Raw genomic sequence first — 16,193 nt, forward strand, 5'->3', positions numbered from 1 at the left:
GTGGAGCCACCGACTGGCGGCCGTCGGACAAATCAAGCCGTCTATTCCTCGGGGACATCACCCGGCCCTGCAGATGCTTGGCTCAGCCCGGCCCTGCGAGATACACGGAACTAAACCCGCCCGGGCTCGCGCTCGGGGGACTGCACTGAAAGGTGCGGGACGGGCGATAAGCCCGTGGGCAAGCGTCTGGCCAACGATATCGGCACCGTGTGGATACGAGGAACAGCGCTGAGACTTGCACCTGGTGGTGGGGGGGCAAGTACGGGTGGCGGGACTGCGCCCAAATTCAAATTTCTACCTTAGATTGCTTTTCAAGCTCGGCCGCTCGCCTAGGCGTCCCCTTGGCAAGAATGATGAACTTCGCCCCTCTCCGCCGCTAACTCAGAGCGCGCGCCGCGGTCTTTCGGAGCAGCCACAGAAAGCGACGACATGCCCGTCAAGACTTACTTATGATAGAAAATGGTTAAGGTTTGCTAAGGTCGCCGAGAAAATTGTCGCGGAATTGAGCCTCAGGTTCGCGCCCCATCCTTGCCCTTTTCCGTTTTGCGCGCCAGGCACGATTACTACCAAAAATTGCTCGAGTAACTACTGTGCGCTGACTAAAGATTGAAAAGTGTTGACAATTGTTGATATTTCGGACCAAACACACTGCGCTCGTGACATCCGCCTGCGTCCAATCTTGCCACCCGGCTCTACTCGTCTCCCCGACACCAGCCGGAACCCCAGGTCGACCTTCGCCGCGCCCACCACGTGCCGCACGACGCCGACGCCCCCGGGGCGGCGCTAGCGCATCCGGTTCTGGATCCGGGCCAGCGCCTGCGACAGGGTCACGCTTTCGCGGCTCGAATGGAACTCTTCGGGATAGACCTCGCGCCCTTCGGCGATGTCGTCGGCGATATCGGCCAGCCGCTGGATCGGGCGGATGAAGTGGTTCGCGAAGATCGCCACCGCCGACACCATAATGGCCAGGAAGCACCCCAGGCTGAGCCACAGCGAGAACGGCATGCCGCGGGTCAGCTGGACGTTCAGCTGCGCCGGCACGCGGGTCACCAGTTGCAGGTCCACCGGCGGCATTTGCGCGGCATCCACCAGCCGGGGCACGATGGCATAGATATCCTGCAAGCCGTCACGGGATTCGACGCCGCGAACGGACGGGGTGTTGAGCGACAGGTAGGTCATCAGGGACAGCGATTCGTCGGGCATCGCACCGCCCAGCAGAACGTTGCCCGACCGGTCGAGGATATAGGCGTCGAGCCCAAGCTGATTTGCCGTCCGGCGCACGTAATCGGTCAACCAGTCCACGCGCAGCGCATAGACGAACACGCCCATGACGTCGCCGGCGCGGCCCACCACGGGCGTCACCATCTTGATCACGCGTTCGCCATTCTGCGGATCTTCGCCGCGTCTGGCCGCGACCGAGGTCGAGACGTTGTCGATATAGCCGCCCTTCAAGCCTTCGCGGAACCAGCGGGCCGAGCCGACGTCGTCGCCTTCGTTGGCGCGTTGCGAGCCGACACGCACGATGCCGCCCCGGTCCACGTAGCCGGCCCAGGCGACGCGGCGCGATGCCTTGACGACCGCATCGGCAAAGGACTGCACGTCCTGGCGATCCGTCGGGTTGATGGCGCCGGCGACCGCGTTGATCGAATCCCATTCCCGTTCGACCGACTGGCTGACCGCCATTTGCAGCGCCTGCGTGCTGCGCAGGGCATGATCTGCCTGCAACTGCGTGTCGACGGTCCGGCCATGGTTGGCGATCGGCATCCAGAGGCCGACGATTCCCAGCAGGCCAAAGACAAAGGCCATGCCGATAATTGAGATGACGAGTTTGGGTGCGTGATACATGTCTTGCCGCTGAGGGATACTGCCTACGAATGCCATTCGACTCTCCACTTGTCACCTGAAGCCCAGGAAATCATCACCTAATTTGCTTGGTTTTCAGTCTCTAGGCGGCAACTGTGGCAAAACCTTAACCATGCTGTGAAATTTACGGAGCGTAAGGCGGAGGACGTGATGATCAGACGGCGCCCCTTTCTTGTCGGGCTGGGTGCGGCCCTCAATATCGGGGCCGGCCCGCTTGGCGCCGCAGAAACGGCGGACTGGCACCGCTGGAAAACGGCCTTCCTGCGGGACGATGGCCGGGTGACCGACGCGTTGCAGGGCGATGCGAGCCATTCCGAAGGCCAGGGCTATGGGCTGCTGCTGGCGCAGGCGCATGGCGACAAAGCGGCGTTCCAGGCGATGGAGCACTGGGCCGAGCAAAGCCTCGCGATCCGGCAGGACAGCCTGATGGCGTGGCGGTGGCGGCCCGAGGACGGCATCCCAGACTGGCACAACGCGACGGATGGCGATCTTTTTCGCGCCTGGGCGCTGATGCGCGCCGACAGGTTCTCGGGCTGGTCCGGGGCCGACGGCACGGGCTATGGCGCAAAGGCCCGGCACATCGCGGCGGACATCGCGGCGCTCTGCCTCGCGCCCGATCCGCGCGCCCCGGACGAGCCGCTGCTGACGCCCTCGGCCGAAAGCGCCCGCGGGACGGATGGGGTGCTGTTCAACCCGTCCTATGTCATGCCACGCGCGCTGCGCGAGCTTGGGCTGTTCGCGGCCCTGCCCCGGCTGGTGCAGGCCGCCGACCACGGCGAAACGGTGCTGGCCGAACTGGCGCGGCGCGGGCCCGTCCCCGACTGGACCCGGATCACGCCGGCCGGCTTTTCCGCGCCAGAGCGGCACAGCTCGGACCACGGGTACGACGCGATGCGGGTGGCGCTCTACCTGCTCTGGTCGGACCGGCGCGCACATCCGGCCGTCGCGCGGGCGGCACGGCTTTATCGCGACGCCGGCCTGCCGGTGCCGACCGTGCTGTCGGCGGGCGGAGAGATCCGCGACCGCAGCACCTATGCCGGCTACGCAGAGTTGCGCGCGCTGGTGCTGTGCAGGGCCCAATTGACCGGCGGGCCGGACCGCTCACCATACTATCCGGCCACACTTGGGCTGATGGCGCAGGTCGCCCGGCGCGAATCTCGCAGTTGCAGCAATTAATTCGCCTGAAGGGCGAAACTTCGTTCCCTTGGCCACATAATTGCCTAATAATATTGGTTAATGCGGGGCTAACCTTTCCTTTGTTTCCGGAGCGAGACTTTGCGCTATCTTCGACTCGTGATCGGCGGCCTCCTGATCGTCGGCGCTTTGGTCATCATTGTTCGCGAGCAGATGGTGGCCGCGAGCGCCAATGCCTTTGTCAACGCGCCCGTGATCACCGTGCGATCTCCGGTTGCAGGCGATGTCGCCATGCCGGACTGGCTGCCGGGGTCCGTGGTGACCGAAGACGTCTGGCTGGCCACGATCCGGGACCCGCTTGTCGATCGCGTCCGGCTCAACGATCTCGAGATGGAACGGGACTGGCTGCAGGCCGAATCGCGGCGCCTGCGCGAACGGGCAAGCCAGCAGGAGAAATACCTGTCCTGGATGACCGTGCGCCTGCGGTCGTACCGGGCCGGGCGCATTCAGGAATTGCAGACCCGCGCGCAGCTTCCCAACCTGGTCGAGCCCGACAAGCTCTCGGACGATGCAGAGGACACGGCGGTCGACATCGTGGCGCGCGCCCCGGACGAGGATGACACCGCGCGCGACGACGCGGAGGAGTCCTTCCAGGTTGCGCCTTCGCGCCGCGCTTTGCCCGACCTTCAGCTCGGCTGGGCTGACCGCAACATCTTTCTCGACGACACCGCCAATCCGGTCTGGAACCATGCGCTGCGCAAGCGTGACGCCCAGCTGGCCCTGGCCGCCAGCAAATCCGACCTGGCCGCGACCGAGGCGCGGCTGAGCGCCGTTCGGGCGCGGATCGTGCGCGAACGGCAGCGCGTCGTGGCACTGGATGGCGGCGATCTGACCTCGCCCGTGACCGGCCTCATCTGGGAAAAGATGGCCACCGACGGCATCAACGTGCAGCGCGGCGATCCGGTGCTGAGGATCGCCGATTGCGAAGGGCTCGTGGTGTCGCTGTCGGTGGCCGAAACGGTCTACAACGGCCTCAAGGTCGGCGATCCGGCCAGCTTCCGCTTCTCGGGCCGCAGCGAGGTCATGCAGGGCCGCGTCACGCGCCTTGCCGGGGCCGGGGCGGGCACGGTCTACCGCGAGATGGCGGTGGCCCCCAGCCTCAAGCACCTCGAGCGCTACGACGTGACCCTTGTCGTGCCGGACCTGCTGGAACAGGACGACCTGGGCTGCAACATCGGCCGCACCGGCCGGGTCTTTTTCGATGACCGGCCTCTGAACGTCCTGCGCAGGTTCTGGAACTGACATGCTCGACCTGCTGAACCTGGGTCTTCTGGGATCCAGCCTCCTGCATCTCGTGCCGATCGCCGGCGCGGCCCTGCTGCTGCCGTCGATCATCGACAAGACCAGCAACGTGCATCGCCACATCCTGTTCGGGATCGCGATCCTGCTGTCGCTGCGCTACGCGTGGTGGCGGATCACGGACACCATCGCGCCCATTGGCTTCACGGTGGATTTCGTGGCCAGCTGGTCGCTGATGGTCCTCGAGATGGCGACGATGATCGGCTCGTTCAGCGCCTTCGTCCTCCTGATGCGGTACCGCGACCGCGGCCAGGAGGTGGCCGACAACCTTAGCTGGTGGCATGGCGGCGAGACCCCCCGCGTGTCGCTGCTGATCGCGACCTACAACGAAGAAGTCGAGGTGCTCGAGCGGACGATCCTTGGCGCCAAGGCCCTGACCCACAAGGCCAAGGAGGTGCTGGTTCTCGACGACGGGCGGCGCGACTGGCTGCGGGACTATTGCGCCGAGCAGGGGGTCGGGTACCTGCGGCGGCCCGACAACAAGGGCTCGAAGGCGGGTAACATCAACCACGCTTTGGGCGTGCTGGCCGCCCGCGAGACGCCGCCGGACTACGTCGCGGTGCTGGATGCCGACTTCGTGCCGCATCGCGGGTTCATCTCGCGCACGCTGGCGCTGTTCCACGACGCCGACGTGGGCCTGGTGCAGACGCCGCAGCATTTCTTCAACGCCGATCCGATCCAGCACAACCTCGGCATCTCGCGCTCCTACCCCGACGAGCAGCGGTTCTTCTTCGATCACATGCAGCCCTCGCGCGACGGCTGGGGCATCGCCTTTTGCTGCGGCACCTCGTCGATGATCCGGTTCTCGGCGCTGATGGACATCGGCGGCTTTCCGACCGAGAGCGTGACCGAAGACTTCATGCTCACGCTGGTGCTGCAGAACAAGGGCTGGCGCACGGTCTACCTCAACGAGCCGCTGACCGAGGGCCTCGCGCCCGAGGGCCTCAAGGAATACATCACCCAGCGGGCGCGCTGGTGCCTCGGCCTGATGCAGATCGCGCGCGGCAGCATGGGACCGCTGGCCAAGAACGACCTGCGCCTGCGCGATCGCTGGAGCGTGGCGGACTCGGTCTTCTACTGGCTGACGACCTTCGCGTTCCGCTTTGCCTCGGTGATCTTTCCGCTGCTCTACTGGTTCTTCAACGTGACGGTGGTGGATGCCGCGCTGCCCGACGTGATCAGCTATTTCGGCTGCTACTTCCTCTGGACGATCATGGTGCTGAACCTGATGGCGCCGGGCACGGTCATTCCGCTGCTCAACGATGTCAGCCAGCTGATCGGATCGATCCAGATCACCCGCTCGGCCTGGACCGGGCTGATCAAGCCGCATGGCCACCCGTTCAGCGTCACCGCCAAGGGAGGGGACCGCAGCCGGATCGTGATCCAGTGGCGGATCATGGCGCCCTTCGCGATCCTGCTGATCCTGACGCTGACCGGGCTGCTGCTGGGCATCTTCACCGACCGGTTCGCCTTTTCGGACGCGGCGGACGGCAAGTGGGTGATCCTTTTCTGGACGATCTACAACCTCATCGTGTTGTCGATCACGGTCATCGCCTGTTTCGAGCTGCCACGCCGCGAGGCGCATGTCGCCGACAAGCCCGAGCGGGTAACCTTCACCGTCGACGGGACCGCGACGCGGCTGTGGATGACCGGCCTCACCGCCGACCATGCCCGGCTGCGGGGCAAGCATTTCGACGCGCATGTGCACGGCATCCTGACGATCGACGACATCGGCGACGTGCCGGCCGAGGTCGTCACCACCACCGGCGACGGCGCGCGCCTGGCGCTCAGGCCGGATGCGGCGACCCGTGACAAGCTCTTGCTGCGGTTCTATTTCGAGGGGGACCAGCCCGGCGTTGGCGCAACCAACATGTCGGGCATGTTGCGAGATCTCGCGCGGCGCCTGTCGTTTCATGCCGGACCTCAAGCGCACAAGCGAAAGGATCCGACGTGACTCATTCCCTTCTGCCCAAACACGCGGCACTGGCCTTGGCGGCCTTTTTCTGCGCCGCTGCCGGCGGCATGGCGTGGGCCGATGGGGAATTCTACCAGGTCGACGTGTCGCCCACGACCGAAGGCGGTGTCGCGACCATCGAGCGCGGGCGCATGGCCTATGGGCTCGGCTACAGCGGCTATGCCGGGGGGGCGGACCTGAACCTGTCGGCCAGCTACAAGCTGTCGGTCGGCGGGCCCGAGTTGCCGATCACCCTGCGGATCGGCCCCGCGCTGCAACGCGAACGGCTGGAAGACTGGAAGTACGGCCTGCGCCTGGTGGCCGAGCACTACCGGCCGACCGGCTTCGGGCACCTTTTTTTGCTGGGTGAGGTCACGACGATCGACCGGGGCTATTTCGGCCTGGTGCAGGTCGGCCTCTCCGACGCCAGCGTCTCGGTCGAGCTGACGCATCAGGGCGACGATGACGGGTTCGAGGAAAGCGCCATCGCCGTGACCCGCCCCCTGGCGGGCAGCAAGGCCAGCCTGCGCCTCGGCTACAAGCTGCGCGAAGGGGTCGCCTTTGTGGGCTGGTCCTACAACACGTTCTGAGCCGGGGCGGCATCGCGGAAGGCAGGACAAGTCGCGGCAATAACCGCCGCATCACGCGTCGCATCGCCCGCGATATCTGCCGGGCCCCCCGTGTCCAGCGCCGCCACAGCGCTCAACTCGTCTCCCCCGCCACCAGCCGGAACCCCAGGTCGACCTTGGCTTCGGCCACCGGCCCGTCGCCCATCACGTGCCGCGCGGCGCTGATGCCCATCTCGCGGCGCGGGGTTTCCACGGTGGTCAGCCGCACCGGCAGCGCCTCGAGGAACCCGAGCCCGTTGAACCCCGCCAGCGCCACGTCGCGCGGGACCGTCAGCCCCTCGGCCAGGCAATGCATCAGCCCGCCCGCCGCCAGGTCGTCATTGGCAAAGTAGATCGCATCGGGCCGGGCCAGCCCGTCCAGCAGCATGGCCGTGCCGCGCCGGCCCTGCACCATCGCCGAGGGGCCGTCGAACACCCGTTCGGCCACCATCTGCGCCCCGGCCGCGCGCACCGTCTCGCGGAAACCCGCCAGCCGCTTGGACGCCCGCAGGTCGCGCCCGCCCTGGGCGCCGATCCAGCCGAACCGCCGGTAGCCGCGGGCCAGCATGTGGCGGGCGGTGGCCCGGCCCGCCTCGACCTGCGACAGCCCGAAGGCGACCGAGATCGGGTCGCCGTCAAGGTCCATCACCTCGGCCACGCGGACGCCCGAGGCGCGGATCGCGGCGCGCGTGCCCTTGGCATGTTCGAGCCCCGGCAGGATGATCCCGCGCGGGCGCCAGGACAGCAGGTCGCGCACCAGCGCCGCTTCGCGCAGCGGGTCGTATTCGGTCACGCCGAACACCGGCTGCATCCCCTGCCCGGCCAGCGTCTCGGTCACGCCCGCGAGCACCTCGGAAAAGACGCGGTTGCCCAGCGTCGGCAGGATCACCGCGACCAGTGGCGTGCTCTCGTCGCGCAGCGCCGTAGCCAGGCGGTTGGGCACATAGCCCAGCTGGTGCGCCGCCTGCTCGACCCGGGCCCGCGCCTCGGCCGAGGCAGAGCCCGACCCGCGCAGCACCCGGCTTACCGTCATCTGGCTGACCCCGGCGGCCTCGGCGATATCGCCCATGGTGGGGCGGTGATCCGACCTGTCGCGCATGCTCTCGTCCTGTCCCGTGACCGGCAAATGCCTTGACTCATGTTTACGTAAACATGCATATCCCTGTCGAATGTTATCGATAACAAGGCGCGGAAAGGGACAGGATGAGCAGGATCGCGGTGATCGGGCTGGGCTCCATGGGCTATGGCATGGCGCAATCCTGCCTGCGCGCGGGGCACGAGGTCTGGGGGCAGGACATCAACGAGGACGCCGTGCAGCGCCTCAAGGTCGAGGGTGGGCAGGACGGCCCCCTGCCCGGTGACCTCGATGCCGCGATGATCGTTGTGCTGAACGCCGCGCAGACCGAAACCGTGCTATTCGGCGACGGCGGCGTAGCCCGGCAGCTGCGGCCCGGCGCGGTCGTCATCTCTTGCGCCACCGTCGCGCCCGACTTCGCCCGCGCGATGGCGGCGCGCTGTGCCGAGGCCGGGGTGCATTACCTCGACGCGCCGATCTCGGGCGGGGCGGCCAAGGCGGCTTCGGGCCAGTTGTCGGTCATGGCCTCGGGCAGCACAGCGGCTTTCGCCGCCGCACGCCCCGCGCTTGACGCCTGCGCCGAGACGGTGTTCGAACTGGGCGACGAAGCCGGCCCCGGATCGGCCATGAAGGCGGTCAACCAGTTGCTCGCAGGCGTCCATATCGCCGCCATGGCCGAGGCGCTGACCTTCGGCATGACGCAAGGGGTCAGCCCCGCGCAATTCGTCGAGGTGATCAGCAAATGCGCCGGCACCTCCTGGATGCTCGAGAACCGCGCACCGCATATCGTGGACGGAGATTACACCCCCCGCAGCCAGGTCAACATCTGGCCCAAGGATCTTGGCATCGTGCTCGACGTGGCGAAGTCGGCCGGCTTTTCCGCCCCGATCACCGCCACCGCCCTGCAACAATACATGGTCGCCGTGGGCATGGGGCTGGGGGCCGAGGATGACGCCGCCATCGCCAAGGTCTATGCCCGCAACGTCGGCCTGACCCTGCCGGGAGACGCGGAATGACCACCTACCTTGGCTGCATCGCCGACGATTTCACCGGTGCGACGGACCTGGCCGGGCTGCTGGCGCGGTCGGGCATCCAGGTGTCGCTGCGCATGGGCGTGCCGACAAAGCCGCCCGCGGACACCGCCCCGTTCGAGGTCATCGCCCTCAAGTGCCGCACCGCCCCGGTGGCCGAGGCGGTGGCCGAGACGCAAGCCGCCCTGCGCTGGCTGCAAGCCGCCGGCGCGGAACGGTTCTTCTGGAAATACTGCTCGACCTTCGATTCGACGCCCGAGGGCAATATCGGCCCCGTGGCCGAGGCGCTGATGCAGACGCTTGGCACCGACCAGACGATCTATTGCCCCGCCTTCCCCGAGAACGGGCGCGCGATCTTCATGGGCAACCTCTTTGTCGGGCGGCAGCCGTTGGCCGAGAGCCCGATGAAAGATCACCCGCTGACCCCCATGCGCGACAGCAACCTGATGCGGCTGCTGGAACCGCAGGTGACGCGCCCCGTGGGCCTTGTCGACCGGCTGACCGTGGCCGAAGGCGCCGAGGCGACCCGCGCCGCCCTGAAGGCGCTGGCAAACGAGGGCGTGGCCCACGTGGTCGTCGATGCGGTCGCCAATGCCGACCTTACGACCATCGCCGAGGCCTGCCGCGACATGCCCCTGATGACCGGCGGCAGTGCGGTGGCGATGCCCCTGCCCGCGCTCTACCGTGCCTCGGGGGGCCTTGGCGGCGACGCCCCCTCCTTTACCCCGCCCGCCCTGCCCGAGACCGCCGTGATCCTGTCGGGCAGCTGCTCGGCCATGACCAATCGGCAGGTCGCCGCATACCTCGCCACCGGCGCGCCGGGCCTGCGCCTCGACCCGCTGGACCTGGCTGACCGCGGCGGGCAGCCCGCGCTCGACTGGCTGGCGCAGCAGGACCTCGCGCGCGCCCCGCTGATCTACGCCACGGCCGAACCCGACGCCGTCCGCGCCGCGCAGGACAAGCTGGGCCGCGCCCGCGCCGGCGAGATCGTCGAAGAGACTCTCGCCGCCTGCGCCACCCGCGCCCGCGACCTCGGCGCCCGCCGCATCGTCGTGGCGGGGGGCGAGACATCCGGCGCCGTGACCCAGGCGCTTGGCGTCACGCGGCTCGACATCGGGCGCGAGATCGCGCCCGGCGTGCCCTGGACCTATTGCACCAGCGCCGGCCACGACCTGGCGCTCACGCTGAAATCGGGCAATTTCGGCGCCCCCGGCTTCTTCACCGACGCGCTGGAGGCCCTATGACCGACACCGCCCTGCGCGAGCAGATCTGCCTGCTGGCCAAGTCCCTGTTCGACCGTGGGCTGACCCATGGCAGCACCGGCAACATCTCGGCCCGGACGGGTGATGGCGGGCTGCTGGTCTCGCCCACGGGCACCAGTTTCGGGCGGCTCGATCCGGGACGGCTCAGCCTCTTCGACGCGACAGGCCGCCACGTCGCAGGCGACAAGCCGACCAAGGAAATGCCCCTGCATTCCGCCTTTTACGACACGCGCAGCACGGCCGGGGCGGTCGTGCACCTGCATTCCTGCCATGCGGTCGCGCTGTCGATGATGCCCGATGCCGACCCCGACGATTTCCTGCCGCCGCTCACGCCTTACGGGCTGATAAAACTGGGCCGGGTCAAGCTGCTGCCCTTCTTCCTGCCCGGCGATCCGGCCATGGGCGACGCCGTGCGCGGCCTTGCCGGCAAGCGCTCGGCCGTGATGCTGGCGAACCACGGGCCGGTGGTGGCGGGCGCGGACGTCGAAGCCGCCTGCAACGCCATCGAAGAGCTCGAGGACACCGCCCGCCTGGCCATGATGACCCGCGGCATGGGCGCCCGCGCCCTGACCGAGGCGCAGGTGCAGGCCGTCATCACCAAGTTCGACGTGGAGTGGGACGTATGAAATTTTCCGCCAATCTCGGGTTCCTCTGGACCGACCGCCCCCTGCCCGACACCATCCGTGCCGCCAAGGCCGCTGGCTTTGACGCGGTCGAATGCCACTGGCCCTATGACATTCCCGCCGCCGACACCAAGGCCGCGCTGGCCGAGACCGGCCTGCCCATGCTGGGCCTCAACACGCGGCGCGGCAACCCAGGCGAAAACGGCCTGGCCGCCCTGCCCGGCCGCGAGGCCGAGGCGCGGGCCATCATCGACGAGGCCATCGCCTATGCCGTCGCGACGGAGACTTCGGCGATCCACGTCATGGCCGGCTTCGCCTCGGGGCCAGAGGCGCATGAGACCTTCCTCGACAACCTCCGCTACGCCCATGCGCAGACGCCGGACAGCATCACCCTCGTGATCGAGCCCCTCAATCGCCACGACGCGCCGGGCTACTTCCTCCGAACCACCGACCAGGCGGCCGAGATCATCGACACGCTCGCCCTGCCCCGCGTCAAGCTGATGTTCGACTGCTACCACGTCGGCCGGACCGAGGGCGACGTGACCACCCGCCTCAAGGCGCTGCTGCCGATCATCGGTCACGTCCAATTCGCCTCTGTCCCCGATCGCGGCGCGCCGGATCACGGAGAGCTGGACTATGCCCATGTCTTCGCCGAGATCGCGACGACCGGCTGGGCCCGGCCGCTGGGGGCCGAGTACAAGCCCGGCGGGCCGACCGACGAGACGCTGGGCTGGATGCAGACCCTCGCCTAGCGCTCGATTTCGCCCGCCACCTGGCCATAGGCCAGCAGCGCAAACAGGCCCGTACCTCCCAGTATGTTGCCGGCCAGGGTCGGCAGCAGCAGGGCCGCGACCTGCCCGGCCGGCAACTCTCCGGCCATCCAAAGCAGGAACAGCTCTCCCGAGCCGGCGATGACATGGGTGAAGTCCCCGGCCGCGATCAGGTAGGTCATGATCACGATGACCAGCACCGGCGCCCCCCGCGCCGAGGGCAGCATCCAGACCAGCGCGGCCACGTAGAACCCGGCCGGGACGCCATGGGTGAAACTCTCCATCGGCGTCTTCTCGGCCAGGTGCCGCGACACGGCGAGCATACCGTCGATGTGATCCATCGGGATCGCTCCGCCCCACAAGGCAAAACCCATGGCAAGGAAGGTGCCCACGAAATTCGCCAGCAGCACGATGGCCCAAAGCCGCGCGATGGCCAGCAGCATGGTCCCGCTGCGCTTGACCAGCAGGGGCAGGATTACGGTCAGCGTGTTCTCGGTGAACAGCTGGAACCGGCCGAGGATGACGATGACGAAGCCCACGGTATAGCCGAGGTTCTCGATGGCGGGCCGGTAGGGGTGATCGTTGAAGATCCCGTGCAGCACGCCCTCGGCCACGACCGAGGCGGTGATCGCCAGCCCGGCGGCCACGCCCGACCACCAAAGCGACGAGAGCGGCCGCGCCAGCTCCTCGATGCCTTCCTCGTGGATGATGCCATAGACCGAAACGGCGGTCAGCGCCCCGTTCTCGGCTATGTCCCTTTCCTCTTCGGGCGAGGCGTGCAGCGGGTCCCGGTCTTCGTCTGTCATGGGGTCTTTCACGTTCGGGCGCAGCCAGGGCCGCACGGATCTGTCCATCGGGGACTACGCGCGAAACCGCCGGCAGGTTTCATCCGCCGTGAAAGAATATTGCGCGGGGGTCGGGCCCGCGCGGATGCGGCAGGGCGATCTCTCGCCCCGCCGCGGATCGGTCAGACCGAGGTGCCCATCGGCAGGTGCCGCTTGCGCTGGCCCGTCGCCTCGAAGATGGCATTGGCAATGGCCGGAGGCACCGGCGGCACGCCGGGCTCGCCCACGCCGGTGGCATGCACGTCAAAGCCGTTCGGGGCGATATGCGTCACCACCTTGCCGGGGAAGTTCGAGGACCGCACCACGTCGTAGTCGTAGAAGTTCGACTGCTGCGGCGCCCCGTCCTGGTAGGTGATCCCCGAATGCAGGGCGACCGTCATGCCCATGATTGTCGCGCCCTCCATCTGGCTGCGGATCCGTTCCGGGTTGGCCGCGAAACCGCAATCGATGGCCATGTGCATTTCGGGCACGGTGATCGTCCCGTCCTCGAGCACCTTCACATGGGCCGCGCAGGCGACGTAGCTGACGAAACTGCGGTGCACGGCCAGGCCGATCCCCTCGCCCGCGGGCAGCTCCTTGCCATAACCGATGGCCTCGGCCGCCATCTTGAGGACGTTGATGTGCCGCGCGGTCTGGATCGGGAACTCGGCATAGGGCTCACCGTAGTTCCAGAAGCCCTCCGCCAGCCCCTCGGCCGCCGGATCGAAGGTGCGCGGCGCGCCCAACAGCTCGAGCCAGGTGGTCAGCTGGTCCTGGCCCTTCTCGGCCGCAAGCTCGCCCACGAAGGACCCGATGGCCCAGGCACGGGGGATGTTCGACACGGCGCGGAACCAGCCGATGCGGGTATGGGCCATGGCCTGGCCGTTCTCGCAGCTGATGTTGGCGATGTCGAAGGGCACGTCGATCTGTCCCATCCCCGATTCCACCGGGAACTGGTAGCCGGGGTCGGGCGCAAAGGTCGACAGGATCGTCGGCGCGACGGAATTGTGCCGCCACGCGGTGACCGCGCCGCTGTCGTCCATCCCCACCTCGATCCGCTCGGCCGAGGCGGTGTGGTAGAACGAATGCCGCACGTCGTCCTCGCGGCTCCATTGCATCCGCACCGGGGCGCCGACCTCGCGCGACAGCAGCGCCGCCTCGGTCACGTAATCGGCCTTGGACTTGCGGCCGAACCCGCCACCCAGCAGCGTGACGTTGACGGTAACCGCATCCGGCTCGAGCCCCAGCGCGGCGGCCGTGTCGGTCCGAGTGGTATAGGGGCTTTGCACCGGCGCCCAGATCTCCAGCTTGCCATCGGCAAAGCTGGCCAGCGCGGCCGGCGGCTCCATCGGGATATGGGCCATGTGGTCCTGGGTGTAGGTCTGCGCAAACCGTGCCGCCGCCGAGGACAGCGCCCCGTCGGTGTCGCCCTTGCCGCGCAGCACGTTGCCCTTCTGCTCGGCCGTCGCCTTCATCTCCTCCATGTAGGGGCCGGTCGAATAGCTGGCATGCGGCCCGTGATCCCATTCCACGGTGATCAGGTCGCGCGCCTTGATCGCCGTCCAGGTGTTGTCGGCCACGATGGCAAGACCACCCAGCGGCGCGAACTTGGCCGGGGCGTTCCATTCGGGCAGCGGGTAGACGCCGACCACACCCGGCAGCGCCAGCGCCGCCGCCGCGTCGTAGGACACGACCTTACCGCCCAGCACCGGCGGCCGGATCGCCATCGCCACCTTCATCCCCGGCAAGCTGACATCGGCGCCATAGACCGCGTGGCCCGTGGTGATGTCATGCAGGTCGGTGATCTGCACCTCGCCCTTGCCGATATAGCGGAACTGGTCCTCGGTCTTGTAGGCGATCTCTTCGTGGGTCGGCACCGGCTGGGCCATCGCCGCCTCGGCCAGCTCGCCGAAGGACAGCACATTGCCCTTCGAGCTGTAGCAGGCGTGGTTCTCGACGCGCACCTCGGCGGGGTCGATCTCCCACTGGGCCGCCGCCGCGCGCTGCATCATCGTGCGGACCGAGCCGCCGATCTTGCGCGCCGCCTGGATGTGGTGGCGCAGCGAGCGTGATCCGTCCGTGTCCTGGTTGCCGTACTTGGGCTCGTCGCCCGGGGCCTGGACGATCTTGACCATGTCCCAGTTGGCTTCCATCTCGTCGGCCATGACCATGGGCAGCGACGTGCGGCTGCCGGTGCCCATCTCGGACCGGTGCGCGACCAGCGTCACCGTGCCGTCGCTGTCGATCGACACGAACACCAGCGGGTCGTCGACCAGCCCGTGCGGCATCCCCGTGGCACCGGTTTCCCAGGTCGGGAAGGCGTCGCCGCGGGTCGCAAAGACCCCCAGCGCGAAGACGGCGGCTGACCCGCCCAGGAAGGCGCGGCGCGAGACCGGGCGCACGACCAGCGTCTCTGCGATGCCGGCGTCGAAACTCTTGAGATAATGCAGCATTGGCTCAGCTCCCCGTGCTGGCGAGGCGCACGGCCTCGACGATGCGCTGGTAACAGCCGCAGCGGCAGACATTGCCCGACATGCCGTCGAGGATCTCCTGGTCGCTGGGCTTCGGGTTCTCGGTCAGCAGCGCGGCGGCCTGCATGATCTGGCCCGACTGACAGAAGCCGCATTGCGGCACGCTGAGGTCGCGCCAGGCGACTTGTACCGGGTGGTTGCCCTCGGCATCCAGCCCCTCGATGGTCGTGACCTCGGCCGCGCCGACATCGCCCAGCGTGGTCTGGCAGGACCGCACGGCCTTGCCGTCCACATGCACGGTGCAGGCGCCACACAGGCCCACGCCGCAGCCGTACTTGGACCCGGTCAGCTTGAGGTCGTCCCGCAGCGCCCACAGCAGGGGCGTGTCGTCCGATGCCTCGAACTCCCGCGTCTCTCCGTTCACGTTCAATCGTGCCATAAGTGCTCCTCCCTGGCTGGCGCCTCGTGGCGCCGTCACTTGGCTGGGGGGCGCGTTTGGCGCCCGACTCGCTGCCTCCTCCGCAGGGTCAGGGCGCGCGCCCTGCGACATTTTAACCTCGAACCGGGCCGCGCAATCAAGGGTGGTGACTCGCCCGGGCCCGAAATTCCCTTGGGCATCAAACTGCCTATATTTGCCATTGGTCCGACGTGTGCGCCGACGCTTGACTCGACGCGCGCGCCCTTCCTACGCTTCCGGCAGCGTTGATCGGGAGGCATGCGGCGCGGCGTCCAAGGCGGTGCACCGGAGGAAGGCACCGTCCCGACATGTGGACAGCGATACGCCCGCCCGATCAGGCGCCAGGAGGAGACAGGCAGTCGGGAGCGGCCCGCGCAAGGGGGGCCGCACCGTGCCACACGCGCATTACCCGAGACGCCCGATGCCCAATGGGAGGAAACCCATGAAGAAAATGCTTCTGGCGCTGGCGCCCTCTTCAAGGGCGCCCGGCGTGGCGACCCATGCGCGTGGCGCCGCAATCCGCATCGGCGATGTCTGCGCCCCGAAGGCGATCCTCGCCTATCCGTTGGGAAATGGACCCAAACTCACTGGCGCGCTTGACCGGATCACCCGCGACGGCGCCGGCCAGATCGGCCCCCTCCGGCCGCCGCGCTTCGCCGCCACCACCCCGGATGAACGCGTCCTCCACCCGCGCGGCGCACCCGCCCCCGTCACGCCCCCCGATGCAACCCCCGCGATTGCCACGCCGGCCGGCGGCCGCGG

At 67.9% G+C, this 16,193-nt stretch carries 14 protein-coding genes; 9 read left to right on the top strand and 5 right to left on the bottom strand.

The genetic code is table 11. The annotated features are described in order from the left end of the window. Nucleotides 1-783: 783 nt before the first annotated feature. On the bottom strand, nt 784-1,845 hold the full coding sequence (locus MF270_RS24645; RefSeq protein ID WP_238368370.1) for a cache domain-containing protein: 1,062 nt from the start codon (nt 1,843-1,845) through the stop codon (nt 784-786). A 168-nt stretch (nt 1,846-2,013) separates the two neighbouring features. Between MF270_RS24645 and MF270_RS24650 the strand changes: the two genes are divergently transcribed. The 4 genes from MF270_RS24650 (at nt 2,014) to MF270_RS24665 (ending at nt 6,900) form a co-directional block, all read left to right on the top strand. Further along, nucleotides 2,014-3,039 carry a family 8 glycosyl hydrolase gene (locus tag MF270_RS24650; RefSeq protein ID WP_238368371.1) on the top strand — a complete coding sequence of 342 codons (1,026 nt, stop codon included), beginning with the start codon at nt 2,014-2,016 and terminating at the stop codon, nt 3,037-3,039. A 99-nt stretch (nt 3,040-3,138) separates the two neighbouring features. Beyond that, entirely contained in the window at nt 3,139-4,299 is a 1,161-nt protein-coding gene (locus tag MF270_RS24655) for an HlyD family secretion protein (RefSeq protein WP_238368372.1), read from the top strand. 1 nt (nt 4,300) lies between these two features. Next, nucleotides 4,301-6,310, top strand: coding sequence for a glycosyltransferase (locus MF270_RS24660; RefSeq protein ID WP_238368373.1), 2,010 nt, complete (start codon nt 4,301-4,303; stop codon nt 6,308-6,310). After that, on the top strand, nt 6,307-6,900 hold the full coding sequence (locus MF270_RS24665) for a hypothetical protein (protein ID WP_238368374.1): 594 nt from the start codon (nt 6,307-6,309) through the stop codon (nt 6,898-6,900). The genes MF270_RS24660 and MF270_RS24665 overlap by 4 nt, the downstream gene beginning before the upstream one ends. Nucleotides 6,901-7,012: 112 nt before the next feature. Here MF270_RS24665 and MF270_RS24670 read toward each other — a convergent pair whose 3' ends face one another. After that, on the bottom strand, nt 7,013-8,017 hold the full coding sequence (locus MF270_RS24670; protein WP_238368375.1) for a LacI family DNA-binding transcriptional regulator: 1,005 nt from the start codon (nt 8,015-8,017) through the stop codon (nt 7,013-7,015). Nucleotides 8,018-8,121: 104 nt separating this feature from the next. Between MF270_RS24670 and ltnD the strand changes: the two genes are divergently transcribed. Genes ltnD through MF270_RS24690 form a run of 4 tightly spaced genes read left to right on the top strand, consistent with a single transcriptional unit; the run spans nt 8,122 to nt 11,661 of the window. Beyond that, nucleotides 8,122-9,009 carry an L-threonate dehydrogenase gene (ltnD, locus tag MF270_RS24675; RefSeq protein ID WP_238368376.1) on the top strand — a complete coding sequence of 296 codons (888 nt, stop codon included), beginning with the start codon at nt 8,122-8,124 and terminating at the stop codon, nt 9,007-9,009. Continuing rightward, nucleotides 9,006-10,268: a 3-oxo-tetronate kinase gene (otnK, locus tag MF270_RS24680; protein WP_238368377.1), complete on the top strand. Its 1,263-nt coding sequence runs from the start codon at nt 9,006-9,008 to the stop codon at nt 10,266-10,268. The genes ltnD and otnK overlap by 4 nt, the downstream gene beginning before the upstream one ends. After that, entirely contained in the window at nt 10,265-10,912 is a 648-nt protein-coding gene (otnC, locus tag MF270_RS24685) for a 3-oxo-tetronate 4-phosphate decarboxylase (protein ID WP_238368378.1), read from the top strand. The genes otnK and otnC overlap by 4 nt, the downstream gene beginning before the upstream one ends. After that, entirely contained in the window at nt 10,909-11,661 is a 753-nt protein-coding gene (locus tag MF270_RS24690) for a hydroxypyruvate isomerase family protein (RefSeq protein WP_238368379.1), read from the top strand. The genes otnC and MF270_RS24690 overlap by 4 nt, the downstream gene beginning before the upstream one ends. Here the strand turns inward: MF270_RS24690 and MF270_RS24695 are convergent. The 3 genes from MF270_RS24695 to MF270_RS24705 all read right to left on the bottom strand — a co-directional run bounded on the left by MF270_RS24695 (nt 11,658) and on the right by MF270_RS24705 (nt 15,413). After that, nucleotides 11,658-12,485, bottom strand: coding sequence for a formate/nitrite transporter family protein (locus MF270_RS24695; RefSeq protein ID WP_238368380.1), 828 nt, complete (start codon nt 12,483-12,485; stop codon nt 11,658-11,660). The genes MF270_RS24690 and MF270_RS24695 overlap by 4 nt on opposite strands. Before the next feature lie 161 nt (nt 12,486-12,646). Further along, nucleotides 12,647-14,956: a xanthine dehydrogenase family protein molybdopterin-binding subunit gene (locus MF270_RS24700; protein WP_238368381.1), complete on the bottom strand. Its 2,310-nt coding sequence runs from the start codon at nt 14,954-14,956 to the stop codon at nt 12,647-12,649. Between the two features lie 4 nt (nt 14,957-14,960). Then, nucleotides 14,961-15,413, bottom strand: a complete 453-nt coding sequence (locus MF270_RS24705) for a (2Fe-2S)-binding protein (protein WP_238368382.1) — start codon at nt 15,411-15,413, stop codon at nt 14,961-14,963. A gap of 460 nt (nt 15,414-15,873) precedes the next feature. Here MF270_RS24705 and MF270_RS24710 point away from each other — a divergent pair. Further along, nucleotides 15,874-16,193: hypothetical protein (locus MF270_RS24710; protein ID WP_238368383.1), on the top strand; the 320-nt coding region annotated here is incomplete at its 3' end.

The organism is Mesobacterium pallidum, from assembly GCF_019966535.1.
Lineage (GTDB): Bacteria > Pseudomonadota > Alphaproteobacteria > Rhodobacterales > Rhodobacteraceae > Mesobacterium > Mesobacterium pallidum.